Annotated in this window: 22 protein-coding genes; 17 read left to right on the top strand and 5 right to left on the bottom strand. The window is 56.2% G+C overall.

What is annotated here, in order from left to right:
- Positions 1-78: 78 nt before the first annotated feature.
- Positions 79-1,431 carry a mandelate racemase/muconate lactonizing enzyme family protein gene (locus tag M4951_RS11305; protein ID WP_262026592.1) on the top strand — a complete coding sequence of 451 codons (1,353 nt, stop codon included), beginning with the start codon at positions 79-81 and terminating at the stop codon, positions 1,429-1,431.
- A 193-nt stretch (positions 1,432-1,624) separates the two neighbouring features.
- Positions 1,625-3,232: a D-alanyl-D-alanine carboxypeptidase/D-alanyl-D-alanine-endopeptidase gene (gene dacB / locus M4951_RS11300; RefSeq protein ID WP_262026591.1), complete on the top strand. Its 1,608-nt coding sequence runs from the start codon at positions 1,625-1,627 to the stop codon at positions 3,230-3,232.
- Between the two features lie 43 nt (positions 3,233-3,275).
- Here dacB and M4951_RS11295 read toward each other — a convergent pair whose 3' ends face one another.
- Complete coding sequence (locus M4951_RS11295) at positions 3,276-3,911, bottom strand: hypothetical protein (RefSeq protein WP_262026590.1); 636 nt, start codon at positions 3,909-3,911, stop codon at positions 3,276-3,278.
- A 330-nt stretch (positions 3,912-4,241) separates the two neighbouring features.
- Complete coding sequence (locus M4951_RS11290; protein ID WP_262026589.1) at positions 4,242-4,916, bottom strand: class I SAM-dependent methyltransferase; 675 nt, start codon at positions 4,914-4,916, stop codon at positions 4,242-4,244.
- A 323-nt stretch (positions 4,917-5,239) separates the two neighbouring features.
- Here M4951_RS11290 and M4951_RS11285 point away from each other — a divergent pair, with 323 nt between their 5' ends.
- The 10 genes from M4951_RS11285 (at position 5,240) to M4951_RS11240 (ending at position 11,460) form a co-directional block, all read left to right on the top strand.
- A complete protein-coding gene (locus M4951_RS11285) occupies positions 5,240-5,605 on the top strand; it encodes a hypothetical protein (RefSeq protein WP_262026588.1) in 366 nt (121 codons plus the stop codon).
- Between the two features lie 165 nt (positions 5,606-5,770).
- Positions 5,771-6,145 carry an ArsR/SmtB family transcription factor gene (locus M4951_RS11280; protein ID WP_262026587.1) on the top strand — a complete coding sequence of 125 codons (375 nt, stop codon included), beginning with the start codon at positions 5,771-5,773 and terminating at the stop codon, positions 6,143-6,145.
- Between the two features lie 3 nt (positions 6,146-6,148).
- Positions 6,149-6,613: an SRPBCC family protein gene (locus M4951_RS11275; protein WP_262026586.1), complete on the top strand. Its 465-nt coding sequence runs from the start codon at positions 6,149-6,151 to the stop codon at positions 6,611-6,613.
- 49 nt (positions 6,614-6,662) lie between these two features.
- Positions 6,663-7,172 carry an SRPBCC family protein gene (locus M4951_RS11270; protein WP_262026585.1) on the top strand — a complete coding sequence of 170 codons (510 nt, stop codon included), beginning with the start codon at positions 6,663-6,665 and terminating at the stop codon, positions 7,170-7,172.
- Between the two features lie 37 nt (positions 7,173-7,209).
- Positions 7,210-8,046 (top strand): DUF899 domain-containing protein, encoded by an 837-nt coding sequence (locus tag M4951_RS11265; protein WP_262026584.1) that lies wholly within the window; start codon positions 7,210-7,212, stop codon positions 8,044-8,046.
- Entirely contained in the window at positions 8,046-8,348 is a 303-nt protein-coding gene (locus tag M4951_RS11260) for a hypothetical protein (protein WP_262026583.1), read from the top strand. Before M4951_RS11265 ends, M4951_RS11260 begins: the two co-directional genes overlap by 1 nt.
- 13 nt (positions 8,349-8,361) lie before the next feature.
- The gene (locus tag M4951_RS11255; RefSeq protein WP_262026582.1) at positions 8,362-8,853 is read left to right on the top strand and encodes an SRPBCC domain-containing protein; all 492 of its coding nucleotides are present in this window, start codon (positions 8,362-8,364) and stop codon (positions 8,851-8,853) included.
- A 51-nt stretch (positions 8,854-8,904) separates the two neighbouring features.
- Entirely contained in the window at positions 8,905-9,486 is a 582-nt protein-coding gene (locus M4951_RS11250) for an SRPBCC family protein (RefSeq protein WP_262026581.1), read from the top strand.
- 51 nt (positions 9,487-9,537) lie between these two features.
- A complete protein-coding gene (locus tag M4951_RS11245; protein ID WP_262026580.1) occupies positions 9,538-10,038 on the top strand; it encodes a DUF1579 domain-containing protein in 501 nt (166 codons plus the stop codon).
- 138 nt (positions 10,039-10,176) lie between these two features.
- Positions 10,177-11,460 (top strand): GNAT family N-acetyltransferase, encoded by a 1,284-nt coding sequence (locus M4951_RS11240; protein WP_262026579.1) that lies wholly within the window; start codon positions 10,177-10,179, stop codon positions 11,458-11,460.
- A gap of 158 nt (positions 11,461-11,618) precedes the next feature.
- On the opposite strand, the gene M4951_RS11235 is transcribed toward M4951_RS11240, so the two are convergent.
- Positions 11,619-12,041: a hypothetical protein gene (locus tag M4951_RS11235; RefSeq protein WP_262026578.1), complete on the bottom strand. Its 423-nt coding sequence runs from the start codon at positions 12,039-12,041 to the stop codon at positions 11,619-11,621.
- A 209-nt stretch (positions 12,042-12,250) separates the two neighbouring features.
- Positions 12,251-14,314 carry an excinuclease ABC subunit UvrB gene (uvrB, locus tag M4951_RS11230; protein WP_315985767.1) on the bottom strand — a complete coding sequence of 688 codons (2,064 nt, stop codon included), beginning with the start codon at positions 14,312-14,314 and terminating at the stop codon, positions 12,251-12,253.
- Positions 14,315-14,492: 178 nt separating this feature from the next.
- Between uvrB and M4951_RS11225 the strand changes: the two genes are divergently transcribed.
- Positions 14,493-18,218 (top strand): mechanosensitive ion channel domain-containing protein, encoded by a 3,726-nt coding sequence (locus tag M4951_RS11225; RefSeq protein ID WP_262026576.1) that lies wholly within the window; start codon positions 14,493-14,495, stop codon positions 18,216-18,218.
- Here M4951_RS11225 and M4951_RS11220 read toward each other — a convergent pair.
- Positions 18,215-18,655 carry a ComEA family DNA-binding protein gene (locus M4951_RS11220; protein ID WP_262026575.1) on the bottom strand — a complete coding sequence of 147 codons (441 nt, stop codon included), beginning with the start codon at positions 18,653-18,655 and terminating at the stop codon, positions 18,215-18,217. The two genes, M4951_RS11225 and M4951_RS11220, sit on opposite strands and share 4 nt — an antisense overlap.
- 101 nt (positions 18,656-18,756) lie before the next feature.
- Between M4951_RS11220 and nadC the strand changes: the two genes are divergently transcribed.
- From nadC to M4951_RS11200, 4 genes are all read left to right on the top strand, one after another.
- Complete coding sequence (gene nadC / locus M4951_RS11215) at positions 18,757-19,668, top strand: carboxylating nicotinate-nucleotide diphosphorylase (protein WP_262026574.1); 912 nt, start codon at positions 18,757-18,759, stop codon at positions 19,666-19,668.
- Positions 19,669-19,908: 240 nt separating this feature from the next.
- Entirely contained in the window at positions 19,909-20,508 is a 600-nt protein-coding gene (locus M4951_RS11210) for a prepilin-type N-terminal cleavage/methylation domain-containing protein (protein WP_262026573.1), read from the top strand.
- Positions 20,489-21,295: a type II secretion system protein J gene (locus tag M4951_RS11205; protein ID WP_262026572.1), complete on the top strand. Its 807-nt coding sequence runs from the start codon at positions 20,489-20,491 to the stop codon at positions 21,293-21,295. Before M4951_RS11210 ends, M4951_RS11205 begins: the two co-directional genes overlap by 20 nt.
- Positions 21,292-23,496, top strand: coding sequence for a LamG domain-containing protein (locus tag M4951_RS11200; RefSeq protein ID WP_262026571.1), 2,205 nt, complete (start codon positions 21,292-21,294; stop codon positions 23,494-23,496). Before M4951_RS11205 ends, M4951_RS11200 begins: the two co-directional genes overlap by 4 nt.
- The last annotated feature ends 23 nt before the right edge of the window (positions 23,497-23,519 follow it).

Here is a 23,519-nt window from a genome sequence, read left to right as displayed (position 1 = left end):
GAGCCTGTCTCCCGCCATATTCTACGGTTCATCCCACGCCGGCATTTTCCCGCTCGCGTCGAACCTAGGAGCAACTCAATGGCCAAACCTACCGATATCCGCATTCGCGACGTCCGCATCTCGGCGGAACATATCAACTATCGCACCCCGATCAAGTTCGGGGGGCGCGTGGTCAACGACGTCACGCTCTTGAACGTGGCGTTGGATGTGGAAACAGCCGACGGGCGACGCGGCAGCGGTTTCGGTTCGATGCCGATGGGCAACGTTTGGGCCTGGCCGACATCGATCACTTCTGGCGACGCGACGCTGCAAGCGATGGTCGACATTGGGACAGCGATCGCGGAAGCCGCGCCGCAACTCGATCTCAGCGGACACCCGCTCGAACTGACCGCCGCGGCACACTCGCAATACGCCGGTATCGCCAGCACGATCGCCCAGAAGGCGAACGTCACCGAAGCGGTTCCCAAACTGGCGACGTTGGTCGCAGCCAGCCCGGTGGAAGCGGCGATCCACGATGCTTACGGCAAAGCTTTGGGGCTCAACAGCTACAACGTTCTTGGTGCAGACTTCGCTAATACGGATCTGGCGACCTATCTCTCGGCTGAATTCGCCGGTGAATATCTCGATCGTTACACGTTGCGAACGCCGCAGCCGCAAATGCCGCTTTATCATTTGATCGGCGCACTCGATCCGTTGGATCAGGACGAACTGCAAAACCCTGTGGGGGACGGCTTGCCCGAGACGCTGGGCGACTGGATCATCGCCGATGGCCTGACCCACTTAAAGATCAAGTTGAACGGCGACAATCTCGACTGGGATGTCGCACGAGTCGCGAAGATCGACGCCGTCGCGATCGACGCTCAAACGAAACGGGGCTGCAAAGCATGGCAATACTCGCTGGACTTCAACGAGCGCTGCCCCAACGTGCAATACATCCTCGACTTTCTCGCCAAACTGAGCGAGTCGAGTCCCGAGGCGCTTGATCGAGTTCAGTACATCGAACAGCCAACTAGTCGCGACCTGCGGGCCAATCCCGAAAACCGGATGCATGCCGCCGCGAAGATCAAACCGGTCGTCATCGACGAATCGCTGATCGACTACGAGTCGCTGCTGCTCGCGCGTGAACAAGGCTATAGCGGCGTTGCGCTGAAGGCCTGCAAAGGCCAAAGCGAGGCGCTGCTAATGGGCGCCGCGGCGCAGAAGTTCGGAATGTTCCTCTGCGTGCAGGATCTGACCTGCCCCGGCGCGTCGTTCTTGCACTCCGCCAGCTTGGCGGCTCGCATGCCCACGATCGCCGCGATCGAAGGAAACGGGCGACAATACTGCCCGGCCGGCAATACCGAATGGGCGAAGCGCTACCCGAGCATGTTTGACATCACGCAAGGGTATGTCGGCACAGCAGTTCTTACCGAGCCAGGCCTCGGGTACTAGCCCGCCTCCCAGTAGAGTGCGCCATGCGGACCATGGAAGCGCCATCGACTTTGGTCCGCCCAGCGGACCCTACGTCTTCTGCGCAATGGAAGCCAACTTTTCCGTTGCCTTGTCTGTCGCATGTCGTACGGTTGTACTGCCATATTGCTGCGCGCAAGCGCAGTCAATTCTCCTACGTACAACGAGCATCCAGATGCATCACTTCACGAAAACGTTCCTGACGATTCTTCCGGTAATGCTGCTTAGCTTAACCGCCTCAGTCCAGGCCCAAGTTCTGCTTGCGCCGGAAGTCGATGCGATTTTGCAGAAGCCGTTGTATCAAAAGGCGACCTGGGGAATCTTGGTTCTTGACCTCGAAACCGGCGATGTCGTCTATTCGAAGAACGCCGATCAGAAGCTTCTGATCGGGTCGATCCGCAAACTGTTTAGCGTTGGCTTGGCGCTCGACCAGTTGGGCGAAGATTATCGCTTCGTCACGCCGATCTATCGCCAAGGCGACGTGAAGGATGGCGTCCTCACCGGCAATTTGATTTTGGTCGCCAGCGGCGATCTGTCGATGGGGGGACGAGAACGTGCCGACGGCACCATTGCTTACACCAAATTCGATCACAGCGAAGCCAACGCATTGGGCAACGCGATTCTCACGAAAACCGATCCATTGGCCGGTTATCGCAACTTGGCCCAGCAGATCGCCGCAACTGGAATCCAGCGCATCGAAGGGGACGTGATCATGGATGATCGCTTGTTTCAGCCGTACGAATTTCGCGAAGAGTTTGACCTGCGCTCGATCTTTATCAACGACGATTTTGTCGACCTGAAGATGCAGCCCGGCCAAGCGGGGAAAACAGCAGACGTCGCTTGGCGCCCCCGGTCGGCGGCGCTCTCGTTGACCTCCACGCTGCAGACGAGCCTGGCCGGATCTGAACTGGACATCGACTATGATCCCTTCCCCCAATGCGTCGGCCAGCCCCATTGCAGCGTGCCGCTTGCCGGCACGTTGCCGATCGACCTAAAACCGGTGCTGACCGGCGCCTGGCCGCTCGTTCGTACGGTTCGCATCACGCAGCCGCAAAACTATGCCCGCACGGTGTTGATCGAAGAATTAGCGAAGGCCGGCGTGACCGTGTCGGCGGACAAAACGGCCCCCAACGCCGCCGACAAGTTACCTGCTCGCAACGCTTATCAAGCCGAACAGCAAGTCGCAAAACTGACTTCCGCCAAGTACGGCCAATTCGTCGAGTGGATCTTGAAAGTCAGCTACAACATCGGCGCCGACACCAGCTTGATTCTGTTAGGCGTCCATAACGGCGTCGATACGCTGGAGAACGCTTTAAAAGTGGAAGCCAAAGCGCTGCAGGCCAATTTTGCAATTTCACCCAACGACTACCACTTTGTTGATGGCAGCGGCGGCGGCGATTCGTCGGCGACGCCTAAAGCGATTGGCCAGTTGCTAACCGCCCGCGCCAAGCTTGACAACTTCCCCACGTTCAAAAAGGCGCTGCCTCAAATGGGCGTTAACGGTTCGCTTGCAACCGTCAATAACTATGAAAAGATCGAAGCGATCCAGGGGGCCAAAGGAAACGTGTGGGCCAAAACCGGAACGTATATCACCCTGAACGACAAAGGCCAAATGGTGATCAAAGCGCAAGGGACCGCCGGCTATATTGACGCCGCCAGCGGACGCAAGTTCGCGTTTGTGCTGGTCGTCAATGACATCGGCGCGATTTCTGGCATCGATGACATCGTGCAGGTAATGCAGGACGAAGGAGAGATCGCCGCTTGGTGGTGGCGCGAAAACTAACCGATCTCAGACGCTTGGTCCGCACAGAGGACCCTACGACGCTTTAAACGCCTTCCCCCTTCGTTTCGCAAACGAAGCGGAAGGTAGCGCCTTCGATTTCGCCGTCGGCGGTGATCGGATAGGTGAGCCCTAGCTTCTTCATGAAGTCGAGCATCTGCCAACAGTCGGGCGCCGGGAACTCGTCATCTTCGTAAGCTTTGCGTTCTTCGTCAAACAGCGACTCGTCCCAGCGGATCAGATACTTCTCGATTTCGGCAGGGTCCAAGCCAGGCGCCGCTTCGGCGACCACTTTGGCGTCGCCGGCCCATTCGGCCATCTCTTTTTCGCTCAGCGATTCGTCCCAATAGTCGGGCGTCGGATTGAACGAGTCGATGACCTGACCTTTGCGGAACAGCAAGTACATCCAAAGATCTTCGTCATGTATATGGAGCGAGAAGACCGGCGTATCGAGCGCGCGAGAAAGATACTGACTCGCCGCGTCCCAATCGAAGAACTCATAGGGATACAAAATTGAAACGCGATCTCCTTCGCCGGCCAACACCAAGCAGTCGTCATCGTCGGTCGTCCGCTCCGCTTCGCCGAACTCTCCCTCTTTTTCCACCGCGTAAGCGGCTAGTGCAGCTTGAACCGCCGCGACGTCTTTGCCGATGACGCCAGACATTGAGAGAAACAGACCCATGAGTGGATTCCAACTTGAACCGAGAGAGAATAAACGCGCCAGCCGCTTCCGACGCGCCCCTGAATATAGCCGCGATGGCGTTCGAGCGTGCCGCAACGCGGTTGTTGTGACGAAGAAATCGTGAAATCGCGGCTTTTCGCTCTCGGCCTGCGACTGCTTTGCGTTCGGTCGCGAGAAGATTTGTGAGCCCCTCCAATCGGATAGCGTAAAAACAACACCAAGAGAAGCGTCGATCGCAGGCTCGAAAGCTTGTACGCTGAGTTTGCCGCTAGCATTTTGCTGGATATTTGCGTGCGTATGAACCAGAACCTTCGCCGAAGTTCGTTTGGATTAGTCATTTCGCAGCTCCAGCAGCACCAACATCGGCCAGCCGATGTATCTCTCGGCCCGCGGGAACGCTTGGGCGAATGCTTGATCCGGCGAAAACTCACGGACGTTTTCGACCTGAAAGCCAGCCCGCACCGCCGCCATGACAAATTCGCTGACCGAGTGAGCCAAGCTTCCCGGCATCACCAGTTCGTCGGTCGCTGGATCGGTAAACCGCGCTTGGGCGCCGCGCAAAAACATTGCGGGGTGCATCGCTGAGATTACCGCGCGGCTGCCGGACTTCAAGACGTTGTGAGCAGCGGCGAAAAAGGGTTCGAGCTCGCGCAGATGTTCCAGCACCAGTCCGCTCACGACCAGATCAAATTCGGCGGAGTAGGGGAGCGGCTGCGCCAGATCGAGCGCGACGAATTGCACGCGCTCGGCGCCAGACTTCTTCCGCGCTTCGGCCAGCATTCCTGCTGAGAAGTCGACGGCCACAACGTCGGCGCCTTGCGCCGCCAGCCAAAGTGCATGGCGGCCGGTACCACAGCCAAGGTCAAGCACCCGTTTGCCGTGGACATCACCAACAGCAGCACGCATTTGCGGCTGCTCGATCGCTTGCATTGGGTTCCGTTCATGATCGTACATAGCCGCCCAGCGGTCGTAACCTTGGCGAACGCCGGCAAGTTCGTCGGTCATCGGGTATCTCCAGCAACAGCATTTAATAATAGGGGGAAGCCTGTCGTGACAAGGATACCAGCTCACTGGTTCGCGAAATCGCTCCCAACTTGGGCGGGAAAAGTCGGAAAAGGATGTCTCAATCTTGCTGGAAAAGCGACTATGATGTCTACGCAAACTGCTCTGATTTCTACCCACGGCTGTATCGAAGGAAAATCATGCCCTCATTTGATTCCAAATATCTTGCACCAGCCCAACGCACTTTGCGCAGCATCGCCTGTTTGCTGGTCCCTCCTTTTTTGGTGCTGATATCGGGCGTGGTTCTAATTTCTCAATTTGCGGAAATGAAGAATCGTAATGAAATCCTTTCGTTCACTTCATTCATCGTAATCCTGTCCTTAAGCGCATTGGCATTCAATTGGTGCCGCGTCACGCCGACCTTCGCTTCGGAAGTCATCTTAAAGCAGATCTACCGAGCCGGTATCGATTTTTTCCTGGCCAGCATGTTGGCGTTGATTGCGACCTGTCTCGCTTGGATGCGAACGTTGCCGTTGCCCGCAGGGATTTTCGCCGGCAGTCTTTCGGACTCGAGTTTTTATCGCATTTTGTTTTGGATGCACTGGTCGTTTCTTTCCTTGGCGTTGGTGCTGACCTTGGGGGCGATCCTCTCGATGATTCTCGTCATCGGAAAATCTGACGAGGACAACTAATCAGGCGATGTCGACATTAGCTGGACGACTCGCAGACCGGTGAGTTTGGCAACGCGACAAGCGCAACGCCAAATTGCGATCCCATCTTTCATCCACCAAGTTGGATTTGAACTTTTTCTCAGGCCGACCGTTGACACATTCCCTTATGGGAATATAAATAAAGACATGCCCAGAGCCGCCACAACAACCGACGTTTTTAATGCGATCGCCGAACCCCGGCGTCGGCAGATCATTGACCTGTTGGCGCAGAGCACTCGCCCTCAGGCGGTGGGAGATTTGGTCGAGGCGCTTCAGCTGTCGCAACCGACGGTGTCGAAGCATCTGGCCGTCCTCCGCAAAGTCGGCATCGTGTCGGTTCGCAAGCAGGGGCAGCATCGCTTATACGAATTAAATGCGGTGGAGTTACGTCCCGTGCATGACTGGGTCAAAACCTACGAGCAATTTTGGAGCGGTCAACTGTCTCGAATCAAACAGCGGGCCGAAAAACTCGCTGCCGAGCGAGCCGGCAAAAAGAAGTCTTCCAATTCCAAGGAGTTGTAATCGATGGTTGCTGTCAACAATTCAGAAGCTGTTCGCGTGCTGCACATCTACCAAGAGATCGAGATCGCCGCGCCGATCGATATCACCTTTGAAGCGGTCCTGACCGAAATGGGACCGGCAGGCGTAATGCCAGAAGGGGACCAGCCGTTCCCCATGGTGTTGGAAGCATGGCCCGGCGGACGTTGGTTTCGCGATTTGGGCGAAGGGGCAGGGCACTTTTGGGGTCACGTGCAAGTAATCAAACCTCCCAAGCTGCTCGAGATCTGCGGACCGATGTTCATGTCTTTCGCCGCGACCAACCATCTGCAATATCGTCTGGTGGAAGAAAAGGGGATGACGACAATCCAGTTGACCCACCGCGCGCTAGGTCAGATTCCGCAAGAAGTCTTTGACGGGGTCACCGGCGGCTGGGACTTCCGCAACCAGCGGATCAAACAGTTGGCCGAAAAGCTGGTTAGCCAGCGCTAGATTGATTTTTCCTTCGATATTAACGGTGGAGAATTTGAGGAGTAAATCGATGTCCGCTGCGAATACGAATCCTGAAATTGATTTCCAACTCACCCGCATTTTCGACGCTCCCCGCGAGTTGATCTATCAGGCCTGGACCGAGGCCCAGCATTTAGAAAAGTGGTGGGGACCGCTTGGTTTTTCGCTGCGGGTCGTCAAGCTCGACCTCCAACCAGGCGGCGTGTTTCATTACGCGATGAAGATGCCGGATGGACCGGAGATGTTCGGCAAGTTCGTCTATCGCGAGATCGAACCGAATCGGATGCTGACTTACGTCCTCTCTTTTGCTGACGCCGACGAAAAGCTTGTCGTGCATCCGCTGAGTCCAACTTGGCCCCCAGAAATACTGAGCGCCATCGAACTGTTCGATGAAGATGGGCAAACTCGGGCCGAATTTTGGAGTACGCCGATCAACTCTAGCCGGGAACAGGAACAGACCTTTCTGGAGGAGCGCGAGAACATGCAGCAACGATTCAGCGGGACGCTGGATAAGTTGGAAGCGTATCTCGCTACGTTATAAGTCATATCCTTCTATCAACCATTTGCGGAGTTTGAAAATGGACGCGATTGCAACTTCTGAAATCACTCTGCCTGAAGTCGTCACACGAGAAAAGTGGCTTAAAGCGCGCATGACGCTGCTAGCCGCCGAGAAAGCGCTGACGAAGCAGCGTGACGCGGTCAACATGGCGCGTCGCGATTTGCCGATGGTCGAGATCGACAAGGACTACGTGTTCACAGGCCCCGACGGTCCGGCAAAACTGTTCGACTTGTTCGCCGGAAAACGGCAATTGATCGTCTATCACTTCATGCTGGAGCCGGACGATTCGCCGCTCGCGAAAAAGCAGGGGGTAACTGACGCCGGCTGCCCCGGTTGTTCGCATCTCGCCGACTGCTTGCCGCGGGCTGAACACTTGCATGCTCGCGACACGCATCTGGTGATGATCTCCCGCTCTCCACTGGCGAAGATCGAGCGATTCCGACAGCGGATGGGCTGGAACGTGCCGTGGTACTCGTCCTATGGCGGCGATTTCAACTACGACTTTCATGTCACCATCGATGCGTCGATTGCTCCGGTGAACTACAACTTCCAGGATCAAGCGACGCTGAACGAAAAAGAAGAAACGTATCACCTGGAAGGGGAACAGCCTGGTTGCAGCGTATTCCTACGAGACGGCGATCGCCTGTTTCATACCTATTCCACTTATGGCCGCGGGCTCGATCCGTTGCTTTCGACCAATCAATATCTTGATCTCACGCCGATGGGACGGGGCGAAGGTTGGGACGGCATGCCGGACTTGAACGGGCAAGGCACGATGTGGTGGCGGTTGCACGACGAGTATGAGCATTCGTCGAAAGCACACGCGTGCTGTCATTCGCAATCAGGAAACGCGTGATGACCTCTCCAACCGCTACGTCTTGTTGCTGTCGTAAATCGCGAGCGTCATGGCGGAGCCGGACGCTGGAAGCGATCGCGTGGATCATCCCCAGCGCCGTACTGGCGCTGATCCCCAAGTGCCCAATCTGCCTGGCGGCGTATCTGGCGTTGTTTACTGGTATCGGCGTTCCGCTTTCGACGGCCGGATATTTGCGAACCGGCCTGATCGCGAGTTGTTGTATTTCCATGGGCTATCTGGCGCTGCGCCGCTTGCCGAAACTGGCGATTCGCTGGAGCCCATACCCTGCTTCACGCACTTAATGGAGTTTCGACGATGAATACGATTCTCTCTACAGATCCGAAAACGGATGAAGGGCTGGTCATTTCGTGCCTGATCGATGCGCCCCGCGCCGCAGTTTTCGCCGCTTGGACCAATTCGGATTACTTGGCGAAGTGGTGGGGGCCCACCGGCTTCACCAATCCGGTTTGCCAAATCGACCCTACCCCAGGCGGCGCGATCTACATCGAGATGTGCGGGCCTGATGGGACGATTTATCCCATGAACGGCGCAGTGTTGGAAGTTCAAACGCCTTCGCGGTTCGGCTTTGCTTCTTCCGCGTTGGGATCGGACGGTCAGCCGATGTTCACGGTCCATACAACCGTCGATTTCGATGAAAAAAGTGGGAAAACCGAATTGCTGATGCGAGCGAGGCTGCTGGAGATTTTCTCTGATAACGCATCGGCCGCTCTGGAGGGCATGCCGGTAGGTTGGAGCCAAACGCTGGATCGTCTTGCGGCGTTCGCTGCTGGCGGCGACGAATGTTAACAGCACCGATTTCCGGTGCGTCTTAAGTCGCTTTGTTGGGGAAGCAAGATTATGATTCTAAAAATTATCGTCGGCGTTGTTGTGGCGCTAGTCATCTTGGTCGTGATCGTGGTGATCGCGGCAATGATGCAGCCGAACGAATTTACGGTTCAGCGTTCGTTGCCGATCAGCGCACCGCCGGAGATCGTATTCTCCCACATCAATGATTTGAAAAAGTGGGAAGCCTGGTCTCCCTGGGAAAAACTGGATCCCGACATGCGAAAAACCTATACCGACAACGTGGTCGGCGAAGGGGCTTCGTATAGTTGGGACGGCGACAGTAACATCGGCGAAGGCTCGCTGACGATCGTGAAATCGACTCCGGACCAGCAGATTGACATGGACCTCAAGTTCATTCGTCCCTTTGCTTGTGAAAACGATGTCGTCTTTACGTTCGTTCCCAATGCCGGACAAACGACCATCACCTGGAAAATGGATGGCAAGAACACCTTCTTCAGCAAAGTGATGTGCCTGTTTATGAGCATGGACAACATGGTGGGCTCCCAGTTTGCCGAAGGGTTGGAAAACTTGAAGAAGATTGCAGAAGAAGAGGCGAAGCCTACTTCGCCGGAGGCCGCCGACACGCCCTCGTAAGATTACAGTACTGTCGCGTTTCATTGGATTCGTTTTGCTGGAGATAATTCGATGTTCGAGAATCAAACTACCAAGGAGCACGAGTGGCTCCAACAGCTGGTGGGCAAATGGACGTTTGCAGCGGAAGCCTTCATGGGGCCCGATCAACCACCCTCCAAGGCGACCGGTAAAGAAACCGTCCGCATGCTGGGCCCCAATTGGCTGATCGGCGAAGGGGAAGGGGAGATGCCGTGCCCAGAAGGACAAACAGAAGGAGGGATCGGCTACACCGTCATCACCATCGGCTACTCGCCGGAGAAAAAAGCGATGGTCGGCACATGGATCGGTTCGATGATGAACCACATGTGGATCTATGAGGGTTCGCTCGATATGGAGAAAGGGCTGCTGTTGCTGAATACGAACGGGCCCAGCTTCGACGGCAAAGGGATGTCGGACTATCGCGAATCGCTGCAGATGGTCAGCCCACAGGAGCGCACCTTCTCTTCCGCCGTCAAAGGGGAAGATGGCGAGTGGTTCACCTTTATGAAGGCGGTCTACAAGCGGGTCGACTAAGTCGCGCCCCTCGGCAAGCCAAAGCCAGAAAACGCGGGCATTGGGTGCGCGTTTTCTGCCTTGTTGCGTGAACCGATTACCGTCAGCGTGTACGATAATGCGATGCTTCTTCTCCTCTGAACATCGCCGAGGCCGTTTGTGGATTTTTGTTTTCTCTCTGCCGAAGATGCTCCGCGGCTCCGCAATGTGCCCAGCGATTTGTTCGCCAATTCGATGACGATTACCTCCCTGGAACAGTTTCTTGCGGATCCTCGTCATTATATCTGCGTCGTGTTTGTGGAAGGAATTGCGATCGGTTTCGCCAGCGGCGTTCACCTGGCTTACCCGGATAAGCCGGCGGAGTTTTTCATCAGCGAGGTCGCGGTGACCGCCGCTTGGCGAGACGCCGATGTGGCGACTGCTTTGCTAGAACGTTTGCTCGTCAAAGCACGTGAGTTGAACTGCAATTCGGCTTGGTCGCTGACGACAGGCGACAATCAATCGGCCAATACGCTTTTTCGGAAACAGAAAGGAGTCGCAGCGCACGATCTCGTTCAATACTCGATTCCTTTAGATGATCTCGTCGACCCCCTTTCTGCCGACAATGGAATCTTTCCCCGGCATGCGTACCCGCCTCTGCCGCATCCGAGTCCCGTCAAGTCGCTCAACTTTTTGCTCGACTTGCACATCGCCGAGAAAAGCGGTCACCCGCCAGGAATGAAGTTGGCCGAGCAGATCGCGACCGAATTTCTGCCAGAAGATGAAATGGAGGCGCAACTCGAAAACTGGCGTAATCTCGGCTGGCGCTGGAAGTTCTCGCTTGGCGAAAGATCGTGCGAAGGAGTCTTCTCGGTACTGATCAATCCCATGCAAGCGCTGTTGCAGATAGAGACGCTTGATTCGAGTAATTACTTCGGCGCCCATCCCCGGCTATCCATCGAAGAATTAACGCCGCTGCGCGAAAAAACGGAACGTTGCCTGGAGAAACTTTCGGAGGTCGCGAAATTTGAATTTTCGGCCGACGGTTTTCCGGAAGCGTCCTTTCTCCCTGATCGAAAGGCGATGGCCCGCTCGTTAAAAAAACGGGACGACGCCCAACAAACCGGCTGGCGGCGCCCGATCGATAAGGAACTAAACTTCGTCTATTATGCGCTGCTCACGCCGATTCGCCCGAATCCTGGCAGCGACGATGAACCAATTCGCCGCATCGACGTCTTATGCATGCATGGACTAATCTTCTACGTCTTTGTCTTTATGGCCTGCACGGATCAGTTCTTCGCATGGCAGGATCGTTTGTGGCTCGTACCGCTGTGCGCTTTATTTTTCGGAGTCGCCGTCGCCACCTTACGGAAGCGGACCGCTTGGATCACCATCACTCTCTCAACTTTTGGATGGATCTACGTCTTTCATTTCCTGTGGATCGCCCTGTTCTACTGGAGATAACCGTTTGTTGAGATCGCCGAAACGCTGACGGTCACCAATCGACAGGACCACCTTTCGATTGCGGTCTCTCGCCTTCTGAGATGAGACGATCTTAACGCAAAACGGCCGAGCGTTAGCTCAGCCGTTTCACTGGTTGGGTCTTGTCAACGCTGATCAGTTTAGAACTGCTGACCGCCGGTGACATAAATCGGACGCGTGCCGGTCGAGTAACGCAGTTGCATCGCCGGATCCCAAGTCGCGTCGGTTCGCAGGTTCGAGTAGTGACGGAACATCGGCGTCGAGTTCGTTTCGGGGCGAGCCAGCGAAACGCCGTACCAGTCGCGAGCGGCGATCCGCGAGATGCGCTGACCAGCGATGAACTGGGCTCGTTGCAGTCGCAGCACCGACGGGCTCTCGGCTCGACGCGCTTCCTGTAAATAGAACCACATCTCGGGCGTCGACGACGACAGAGCCGGCGCTTGTTCCAGCGGTTGCGACGGCTGATCGCTCGGACTGCTGCGAATCGTGAAATCTTGAGCCATCGTGGCCGAGGAGACCAGCAACGTCATCAGCGCCGTGGCGACGCAAATCATCATCTTCATTATTCGACTCCAGGCAATGTTCGTTCGCTGGCGGATTATCAGCCAAGAAAGTGCACGACGGACGCGCGTCGTCCGTGTACACGTCTGGATTCGGCGTTTTTCGCCCGCAGATCCGCATAATCTGGACGAAACGTTAGAGTCCCACAATTGACGGCCGGCAGGGTTTTCGCAACTTACCCAGAAAGCCAGGCGCCTATTCGGAAGAGCTGCTAGCCCCGTTTCGGGCGCGGCGTTTTGGCGCCTCCGCGGCGCCGTTTTCCTCGTCCCTTTTTGTCGTCACTGCGGCCAACGTCGCTGATCTTTTTGCCAACCGAGTCTTGCATCTTGCTGATGCGATCGCGAATTCCGGCCGCTCGCTCAAACTCCAGATTCTCCGCCGCCGCTAGCATCTCGGCTTGTAGTTCGGCGATGTACTCCAGCGTGATGTATTCGGCGTCATCCGTTTTGCCCACTGCGGCGCTGGCTGTCCGATGGGCGTCGGCGTCGTTCTCGATTCCGCGGCGGATGTTCTTTTTAATCGATTCAGGCGTGATGCCGTGCTTCTGGTTGTACTCTTGCTGAATCTTGCGACGTCGGTCGGTCTCGTCGATCGCCGCTTGCATCGAGTTGGTCATTCGATCGGCGTAGAGAATCACTTTGGCGTTGACGTTACGTGCGGCGCGACCGATCGTTTGAATCAACGAGGTCTCGCTCCGCAGAAATCCCTCTTTGTCAGCGTCGAGAATCCCTACCAGCGATACTTCGGGCAAGTCGAGACCTTCGCGCAGCAGGTTGATCCCAACCAGGCAGTCGAATTTTCCTTCGCGTAAATCACGCAGCAACTCGACTCGCTCGAAAGCGTCTAATTCGCTGTGCAGCCACTTGCAAGCGATGCCTTGCTCGCTCAGATAATTGGCCAAATCCTCGGCCAAGCGCTTGGTGAGCACGGTGACCAACACGCGTTCTTTGACGGCGACCCGCTCTCGAATTTCCTCAAGCAGATGCTGGACCTGTCCGCGCGCCGGCTGCAATTCGACCACGGGATCAAGCAGACCCGTCGGGCGAATGATCTGCTCGACCACTTCGCCTCCCGCTTTTTCTAATTCGTAGTCGCCGGGAGTCGCCGAGACGAAAACCGCCTGATTGACGATGTTTTCCCACTCGTCGAACTTGAACGGGCGATTGTCGAGCGCACTAGGCAAGCGAAAACCATGCTCGACCAGGTTCATCTTGCGACTACGATCGCCGTGGTACATCGCACGGATCTGCGAGATCGTGACGTGCGATTCGTCGACAAACAGCAAGAAGTCTTTCGGAAAGAAGTCGTACAGCGTACTGGGCGCCGAGCCTGGGGGTCTGCCGGAGAGGGGACGGCTATAGTTTTCGATGCCGGGACAAAAACCGACCTCTTGCATCATTTCGATATCAAACCGCGTGCGTGCGTTCAATCGCTGCGCTTCCAGCAATTTGCCGGCCGACTCCAACTCTTGCAGACGAGCCGACAGCTCATGCTTGATATCGACCACCGCCTTCGCGACGCGCTCTTCCGGCAACACAAAGTGCTTGGCCGGATAAATGTACAGCTGCTCTTGCGGAGCGATCACTTCGCCGGTCAACGGATTGATGATCGAAAGTTGCTCGACTTCGTCCCCCCACAGCTCGATGCGATAGGCGAATTCTTCGTACGAAGGCCAAATCTCAATACAATCGCCGCGAACGCGAAACTTCGAGCGTTCGAACGCCACATCATTGCGCTCGTAGAGAATCCCAACGAGCCTGCCCAAAACTTCATCTCGGTCGATCATCTGCCCTTTGGCGATGCTGACCATCATCGCTTTGTAGTCTGAAGGGGAACCGAGCCCATAAATACTTGAGACGCTCGCGACAATGATCACGTCGCGGCGGCTGACCAGGGCGCTGGTCGAAGCGAGCCGTAAACGATCGATCTCGTCGTTGATGGACGCGTCTTTCTCGATATAGATGTCGCGCTGCGGGATATACGCTTCAGGCTGGTAGTAGTCGTAGTAGCTGACGAAATAGTGAACCGCGTTGTGGGGAAAAAATTCTTTGAATTCGCTATAAAGCTGGGCCGCTAAAGTTTTGTTGTGCGAAATCACCAGCGCCGGTCGCTGCAACTGTTGAATCACATTAGCGACGGTATATGTCTTGCCGGAACCAGTCACCCCCAACAGAACCTGGTGGCGGCGCTCGGCGCGAAGTCCCTCGACAAGCTGCTCAATAGCGGCAGGCTGATCCCCAGCGGGCGCAAAAGGGGCTTGAAGCTCGAACTGCATCAACAATCTCGTACAACAGTGGAAGCGGCGCAAAAGAGTGGCCCTGGATCGTGCAGGCCGAATCTTTTTATTATCGCCTTATCGGCGGTAAATGACATCCCCACGTCCTTCGCCGTCGCTGACTCATCTTCACGAGAACCCACAAATTGCCGTAGAATCGAATCCGTAGGAGACAAAAATGCTGAATCGATCGACGGAAAACCGCTTACTTTTCTCTCTGGCGCTTTGCTTGGCGACCATGCTGGTCCCTAACTTTGCGCCAGCTCAAGAGACTCCTCCACCCGCTACGGACGCTGCGCTTACGGTGAAGGATGTCGAAGTTCGCCAAAAAGCGGTCGCCGATTTCGGTGGAATTGAAGACGCCGAAAAAGAAAAACTGGCCGGACAGTTTGACGCGGCGGCGAAAAGCCTGAAGTCTGCGGCCATCTGGAAAGAAAAAAAAGCGGAATGGCAAGCCGCTATCGATCAGCCGGACGAACAAGCGGCCAAACTCAAGAGCCAGTTGGAAACGGCCGAACAGGCAACCCGCTCGCCGGTCGGTGAAACTTCAAAACTGCCGGCCATTGAATCGGAGGTCGAAAAGCTGCAGCGTGACCTGGATCAGTCGAAAGCCGATCTGCTAAATATCACCGCCGAAGTTTCTCGTCGCACCGAACGCCAGGTCGCTAATCCCAAGTCGATCGCTGATCTGCCCGCTCAAGCGGCGACGCTGCAAACCGAACTAGCGACCTTGCCGGCGGCAATCGAAGCGAATCCATCGCAGTTGGCCCGGCGAACCGAAATCGAAGCGAAGCTGGTCGAAATCGGCGCGGAGTTAAGCGCCGAAAAGATCGAACTCGCGGCGTACGATGCGTCGAGCGAGCTATTCAATCTAAAAAAGGAATTGGCGAGCAAGAAAAGCGCCTTCTTAAAAAAGGAGTTGGAGCGTGTTCGCCAATTGGCGACCGAAAAGCGTGAATCCGAAGCCAAAATGCAACTGGAAGCGTCCAAGGACCAGTTGGAAGAAGCCAAAAAAGATACGACCGACGCCTCGTCGGCGATTACGCAATTCTTTGAACTCAACACAAAATTGCTGGAAGTTCGCACCAAATTACTGGACGAACTGAAGCAGCGCGAAGACGACTTGGCCAAGTCGAAAACCCGTTTGGAAAATCTGCTTCAGCTCAAGCGAGAAACGGAAGACAAAGCAGCCAAAGATCTTCCCTCTGACGCGATCGGCGTCATGTTGCGGGAAGCTCGCGCCCAGTTGACCGAAGAGCGGCAATTTCAGGTGGAGTTGCAAAACCGAGACGAAGAGCGCAAAACGCTGCAATTAAATCTGCTGGACGTACGCGACGCCTATAGTGATGTGCTGGTGCTCAAGTCGGATGTGGAAGCCGGTGTTATTGATCCCGCCGAGTTTCTGGAAAAGGCGGGGCGAATTCGCCTGCGTCTGTCGCGCAGTCTGAATCGCTTAGCGCAGATGGACGATACGTTCGCGTTCGCCAAACTGGCGCCGCAAGACGCCGCGCTGAAGACCCCGGATTTGGATGATCCGGAAGTCGTGCAACGTATCGCCGCCGTTTACGATAACCGTTTAACCATTGTTGACGACTACTATAAATCGACCGAACAACTGTTCACGAAGATTATTGATCTGGAGGCGAGCGAGCAGAATCTGGCGACCACAACCCGCGAATTCAAAACCTTTATCGACGAGCGAATTCTGTGGATTCGCTCTCCCAGTGCTCTCGACTGGGAAGAAGCCAGCGAAGTGGTTCGGACCGCCGGATGGCTGCTTTCTCCCGCCAATTGGCGAAGTCTCGCCAAACTGGCGTTCAACGATTTCAAACGACGTCCTTACGCGTTTCTGATCACGGCCGCTTTTTTTGGCGTCCTGCTGTTTTACAAGCGGCGGATGCGGCATCGGCTGAATGATATTGGCTCGGAACTCGCCTGGAAGCGACTTTCGCCGCTGCGCATGACGACCGAAGCGTTGATCATGACGACGCTGACAGCGTTAATCTGGCCGTCGATCTTTTTGGCGATCGGCTATTTCCTGTCACTGCTGCGGGGAGAATCGGCGCTGGCGGCGGCGCTTTCCGCTGGATTCTATGCGACGACGTTCGTGTTGTTTCCGCTAGAAATGCTGAAACAACTGGCCCGCCCCAACGGCGTCATGGCGGCCCACTTTCGCGTTCCGGACGAGGTGACCAAAGATATCCGCTGGACCAGCGGATCGCTGAAATACCTGCTGCCGCTGGCGGCCGGCATTAACGCCGCCGCAGAAGAACATAGCGGGTCGGCCGTCGATGACCCGCTCGCACGAGCCGTCTTTATCATCTCGATCGCACTCGTTTCCGTCGTCCTGTGGCGAGCGCTCGGCAAGCAGAGTTCCGCGAGAAAATGGATCCAAGACAACTACAGCAGCGGCATTTTTGCAACCCTCGCACCTGCCGCGTTCCTCGCGTTTATCGCGCTGCCGCTGGGGTTGGCGATTGCCGCGGCCTGGGGCTACTACTATGGCGCGGTTCGCATTGCCGAAACGCTGAATTCAACGCTCTATCTGGTGATTGCGGTCGGCGTGGGGCAAGGCTTTCTGTTCCGCTGGATCATGCTCAAGCGAACGTTGCTGCTACGCGAACGCTTAAAGGCGCAACTGCAAAAGAGCGAAAAGGAAACGCTTTCTAGCGAAGTCGTCGGAGCCGCCCAAGAAACGCCGGAACTGGATCCCTCGATCATCGGCGAGCAGACGCGGCATCTGGTGAAAGTGATGTTCGGCGGGATTTTACTCGTCGGTCTGGCGGTTATCTGGAAAGACGTTTTGCCGGCGGTGCGCAGTCTCGGCCGCACAACCATCTATCCTGTCATGGAATTTGGTCAAACGTTAGATATCCCGACAATTTCGTCCCCCGTCACGGCGACTTCGGCAACCAAGACAAGCGAAGCTGGAGTCGAGTCGACCGTCATCCCTTCCTTGTCGCTCGATAATGCTCCCGCGTCGACGATCGAATATCGATTAACGCTCGGTTCGTTTACGCTGGCGATCTTGGCCGCCTTTGTGACATTCGTCTTGGCCCGCAATCTGCCTGGCGTGCTGGAATTGTTTGTTCTGCCGCGACTCGAACTCGACTCAGGCGGGCGTTTCGCCGTCGCTACGATCTGTCAATACTTGGTGGTTACGCTCGGCGTGATCGCCGCCGCCGGTTGGCTCGGCTTGCAATGGGACAAAATCCAATGGCTGGTCGCCGCAATGTCGGTCGGGCTTGGTTTCGGCTTGCAGGAAATTTTTGCGAACTTCATCGCCGGTTTGATCCTCTTGATCGAACGTCCGATTCGGATCGGCGACATCGTCACGATCGATGGAGTCACCGGCACGATCGCCCGTATTCAAATTCGTTCGACGACCATTTTAAACTGGGACCGTCAAGAGTTTATCGTGCCCAACAAAGAGTTCATCACTGGGCGCGTGTTGAACTGGACCTTGAGCAGCACGCTGAACCGGATTGAGATTCCGATCGGTATCGCCTATGGATCCGATACCCGCAAGGCCGAAGCGACGTTGCGTAAGGTGCTGAGCAACCATCCCTATATTCTCAAAGACCCTGAACCGCTGGTCACTTTTGAAGCGTTTGGCGATAGTGCGTTGACCTTCACCGTCCGCGCTTACCTGGCGAATTTCGACCATCGGCTCGAAACGATTCATCAATTGCATTTGCAAATTGACGACGCTTTCCGCGAAGCAGAGATCGAAATCGCCTTTCCGCAGACCGATCTTCATATTCGTTCGGCGCCAGAAGAGCTCACCAAGAGTTGGGAAGAGTCGCTGCGTCAAAATCGGAGCAATGGAAACGGAAATGGAAAGCATGGTGACGGACCACATAGCTCTTCCGAGTCCACCGCTTCTCCGACCGAGTCCAACTAGCCGCCTGGCCTTGGGGCTGAAAGAGCATCGCCGGCGATGCTCTCGACATCGGCGGTCGGCAGCAAATAGGGACGCAGTCGCTCCAGCGTTCGCGGCCCGATCCCGCGGACGCGTTGCAGATCATGGTGATCTAAAAATGGCCCCATCGTTTCGCGCGACTCGACAATTCGCTTGGCCAGCGTTTCCCCAATGCCTGGCAACTGCGTTAATTCAGGCCAGTCAGCTTGATTGATGTCGACGATATAGGCGACCGGAACAGGCTCGACTTGCTCGATGTCGATCCAGTGCGTGCGACGATTCTGATCGCGCCACGCGTAGATCGACATCCCGACGGTCAAGAGCAGCAGTACGATCACGACCGCTAGTTGATCTCCCCGGCGCAGCGTCCAACGCATGCGACGATTGGATCCTGGCGGCGGTGAAGCGGGCTTGGTCATGACGAATTTGTGGTGGAAAGGCGCTACCCATTATCGACAAACCGTCGGCGTCAAGCGAGACTAAAGCAAGCAACATTTCTCCCTGTTTTTCTGATAGAAGCATGCCGAAAGAATACCGCCAGGTTTCGTGGGATCCCCAGCTTGTCGATGATTGCCGCTATTTGATCCGCCTAGCGTTTCGCGAGGATCTCGACGACGAGCAAGACTGGTCGACGGTCTCGCTGGTCGCGGCCGACGCTCAAGGGAACGCCGATATCGCCGCGCGGGACTCCGGCACATTGGCCGGAGCGCCAGTGATTCCGCTGATTATCGAAGAGGCCGAACTCGATTTGGTCTGGACGCCGCAAAAGCAGGATGGCGATTCGATCCAATGCGGCGATGTGATCGGCAACCTGCAAGGCAACGTCCGTGACTTGCTGACCAGCGAACGAACGATTCTTAATTTTCTGTGTCGGCTGACCGGCGTCGCTACTTTGACGCGGCGTTATGTTGACGCCGCAACCGGTCAGGCTCGCGTCTATGATACGCGGAAGACCACTCCCGGTTGGCGACGGCTAGAGAAATACGCCGTACAATGCGGCGGCGGAGTGAATCATCGTGTCGGCTTGTTCGCCGCCGTCATGGCGAAAGACAATCATTTGGCCTGGAGCGCCACGCAGCGGACCTTGGCCGACATCACCCCGCAGGTGCGCGAGTTCTTGGTCGCTCAACTGGGCGATGCGGCCGCTGCAGAGAAACTGATCGAAGTCGAAGTAGACAGCCTCCAGCAGTTGGAAGCGGTGCTTCCGTCGCTGCCCGATATTATCTTGCTGGATAACATGCCGCCTGAACTATTACGGCAAGCGGTGGAGATGCGCAATCGCCTGGCGCCGCAGGTCGAACTTGAAGCTTCCGGCGGTGTGAACCTGCAAACGATCGGCTCCATCTCGGAATCAGGCGTCGAGCGGGTTAGCGTCGGCGCACTAACGCATGGCGCAGTCTCGCTCGACCTGGGGCTCGACTGGAAGTCGTAAAAGCCGCTCGCTCCCTTGCCTATTTCTTTGGCGAACTCTCCGCAGGGAGGTTGCATTTTCGCAACATTCTTCGATCCCGCTGCGCATTTTTTAGCGGGATTTGACTCTGGCCCTACAGACCCTATCTTTCAGATGAACTGAAGCCTTGGGGAGGGGTGAAGTTCGCTGCGCGGCGAGGAAGCTAGGAGCTTGAGGGGACCTCGCCGCGCTTTATTCATTCTTTCATCCACCCAGCCCGCCATGCGACTGCACCACCAACTCCCACGCCGCGGATTCTCTCTGATCGAAGCGTTAGTCTGTCTAACGATCATCACGATCACTTCGGCTGCGCTGCTGCTAAGCGTCGAGAGCACTCTGGAAGCGACGATGGACGCACAGGAGATGACGATCGCATCTGGCCTGGCCGATCAAATGCTGGACGAAGTAATGGGGCAAGACTGGGTCGATCCGGCGCTAAGCGATCCCTACCCAACAACGCTCAGCGCCGCCTCCAGCGAAACCAGCGCGGATGGCCGGACCAAATACAACGATACCGACGATTACAACGACTATACGTCGACCCCGCCTGTGGCGATCGATGGAATAGCGCTTGGACAAAGCGATGGGACAGGGCGATACTTGCCGGCCAGCTTTCGAATGAGCAGCACGTTTATGCAGCGCTGGCGCTGCAAATGCGAAGTCTATTACGTCGACAAGGATGACCAGGGCATGGAACTCGACGATAGCAACGCCGGCCCTTATCGCGCGCTGGAGGTGAGCATCTTCCATCAAGATGGAACCGATTGGCGCGAAGTCCTGACACGGCGAAGGGTATTCACGTATGTACCGCCAAGCACCTAAGCGTCCGAAACGCCGCGGCATGACGCTTGCCGAGATGTTGGTGGCGACCGCCATTATGGGGATGATGGCCGCTGCGCTCAGCACGATCGCCTTGGCGGTGCAAATGGCGCATGAATACGCCGCCGACCAAGGCGTGATGGCGCAGCATGCTCGAGTGATTATCGAACGAATTCAACGCGCCTTCTCCGGCGCGACCGCCAGCGAGTCGTTTCCCGGCGCCAAAATCATCACCTACTACGATTCGACCTATCCCTTTCCGCAAGCGATCGCGATCTGGAATCCCGAGACTATCGCGCTCGATCCGGACGGTTCGCCGCTGATAGGAGAACTGAAGTTTTTCGCGTCCGATCCGAGCGAACCGAATCGCTTGCTCGAATTTCAAGCGACTGGCGACGCTCGACCGGCGCCAACCACCGCCGCCGCTTGGCGTGATCTGGTCGAAGAACTTCTGGATAACGACGACGTCGAGAAGATCGAATTGACCGATCTGATCGCCGCTCCCAAGCTGGTCGCCGGCGGCGCACGCTCGTACAGCACGCTCCGTTTTGAGATGCGTCTGCGCCCCGATGAGGCCGAAGTCGCCGATATGCGCGACGGCCTAAAAACTTGGGCGTCGCTCCGATGGCCGCAACGATCGTATGGCCCTCATTCAGGCACGCGGCAATCGTGGGTCGCATTTCAGTTTCAAGTTGCGCCCGATGCAACGGCGGCGCAACGGTCGTCGGTCGACGTAGAAGCAGCCCCTTTCTTTGGATCGGCCTCCCTTTACTACACGCTAAACCAATGAAAATGGATCGCCAGCAACGCTTAGAATTCCGCCCACGACGACGAGGAATCGCCGTCGTGATCGTGCTTGCGCTGTTGTCGATCACGTTGGCGATGTCGTACGCGATGATGCGCACGCAAATGAGCGCCGCACAAATCGAACGAAATTTGCATCGTGCGGGCTCAGCGCGACATGCGGCGTTGTCAGGTCTGGCGATCGGCGTACGAAAAATGCATGCCGCCAACTGGCAGGGAGTCGGCGTCTCGGTGAATGGATCGCTGAGCGACAACGAAAGCTACATCGTCACCTACGAGACAGGCGATGCAAAACTGACCGCAGCCGATCCAGACTGGGGCGAGTATCCTTACCGCGTCACGGTTCGGGCTATTGGAATCGCATTTGATCCGCTCGACACGACTTACAAGTCTGAATATGTCACCGAAGCGGTCGTGCAATTAGTTCGCAAACGCCGCACCGACAATCCGGCCCATTTTACGACGTCGCAAGCCTATACGACTTATCTCTGGGGAACCCAGGCCAACCGCATTGAAATGCCGATCTCGCTAAATGGGCCGACGCACATTCAAGGCGAACTGCAACTTTGCCAATCGATGCCTGTTGCGACGCGCCCCTTTTACGGCTTGATCGACGAATTGGCGATTTATGACTATGACATCGGCGGCTTGAGTCTCCTGCTCATGGCGCTGGCAGGCAATTCGAGCAACTCGAGTCTTTACTATCAGATGAACGCGCTGGGGCCCAGACATTGGTGGCGTTTCAACGAATCGTCATCCACCGCCGCAACGGTCGCCGCACAAGCAGGCGGAAGAACCGGAACCTATGGCGGTGGCACCTTGCCTGGCGTCGTCGTCTCCGGTTCGAACCGAGCAACCTTCTTCGATGGTGAAAATGGCTATGTCGATCTCGGAAAGTTTGAACTTCCCTCGTCCGGAAGATTCAGCATTATCGCCTGGATCGCTCCCCTGAACGGCGATGCTGACAACGATCAAGGACGAATTATTTCGAAGTCAACCGGAATTGATGCTTCGGATCATACCTTCATGCTTGGGTTGGATAACGGCGATAGCAACCCTCGCTTAAGAGCTCGGCTGCACAGAAGTAATTATACCTACACCTACACTGCAAGCGGCGGAACGCTTTCATTTTCGCAATGGGCCTGCGTCGCGCTCACCTTCGACGGATATCAATATCGGTTTTACAAGAACGGAATTTTGATCTCCACGCATGGGATTGGGGGTTCGCCGGTGAACAATCCCGCTGCGAGCGTTTGGATCGGCGACAACCCGCCAGGAAGTCCCCGAACTCGCTACTTGGGCGATCTATTGAGCATGAAGAATGCTGGGCGGGGAGACTATCGCCCCCTGACCGGTGACATCCGTCTGAATCAATCGACCAACTCCAACGCCAATTGGTTATGCCTGTCCCGGCTGCTCGGACTGACGGTCAACTATTCCAACTTTAGCGTAACGACCCCGACGGAGATCACCGCAGCGGCAAGCGCCTATCAACTGTATCCCGGCGGGAAAAGCTACTCAGTCCCCGCGATTGCCGGCAATATCAGCAATCGGAACTACGCGCCCGACATGCTCGACAATCCGCTAGGCGTTTTACGAATAAACGGCAACACGACGCTCGGCGATAGCGTGACCATAGACGGCATGTGCATCACGCCTGGCGATGGAGTCGACCTTACCTTCCGCGGCGACAATGTCCAAGTACGCGCGACGACGTTGCCGGCGCTGGTCGGAGAATCTTCGGTTTGGCAACTGCCGGCCATCTATGGTCGCGATGACGTGTTGATCGACGATGCGGATGTCACGATCGATGGCGCCGTCATTGTCGGCGATCGTTTTGAGATCGAAGCGGGCGCCGATGAGACGCGCTGCGTCTTGACCGGAATGTTGCATGCTCAACGAGCGACCGTGGCAACGCGGAACAGCTGGGACTACCACTATTCTGATTGGGAATCGCAGCTTTCGCAGTTCGTGAATGCGACCGGCGGTGACGCCGACGACTACTTTCCGCAATGGCTGGATGACGAAAGAGGACTTGATTTGAACAAGAACCTTTCGGTCTCCCCCCCCGCAGAGACAAAAAGCTACTATTGGCCCGATCTGTCTCAACCGATATACGTAGCGGATCCCGGGGACGAAGGCCTGGTGTGGGAATACATTCGCCGTAGTGAAAACGGCCCAAGTTAAACCAATCGAATTAGGAGAGAAAT

The sequence above is a fragment of the Blastopirellula sp. J2-11 genome (genome assembly GCF_024584705.1).
Lineage (GTDB): Bacteria > Planctomycetota > Planctomycetia > Pirellulales > Pirellulaceae > Blastopirellula.
This window is presented reverse-complemented; position numbering and strand designations above follow the sequence as displayed.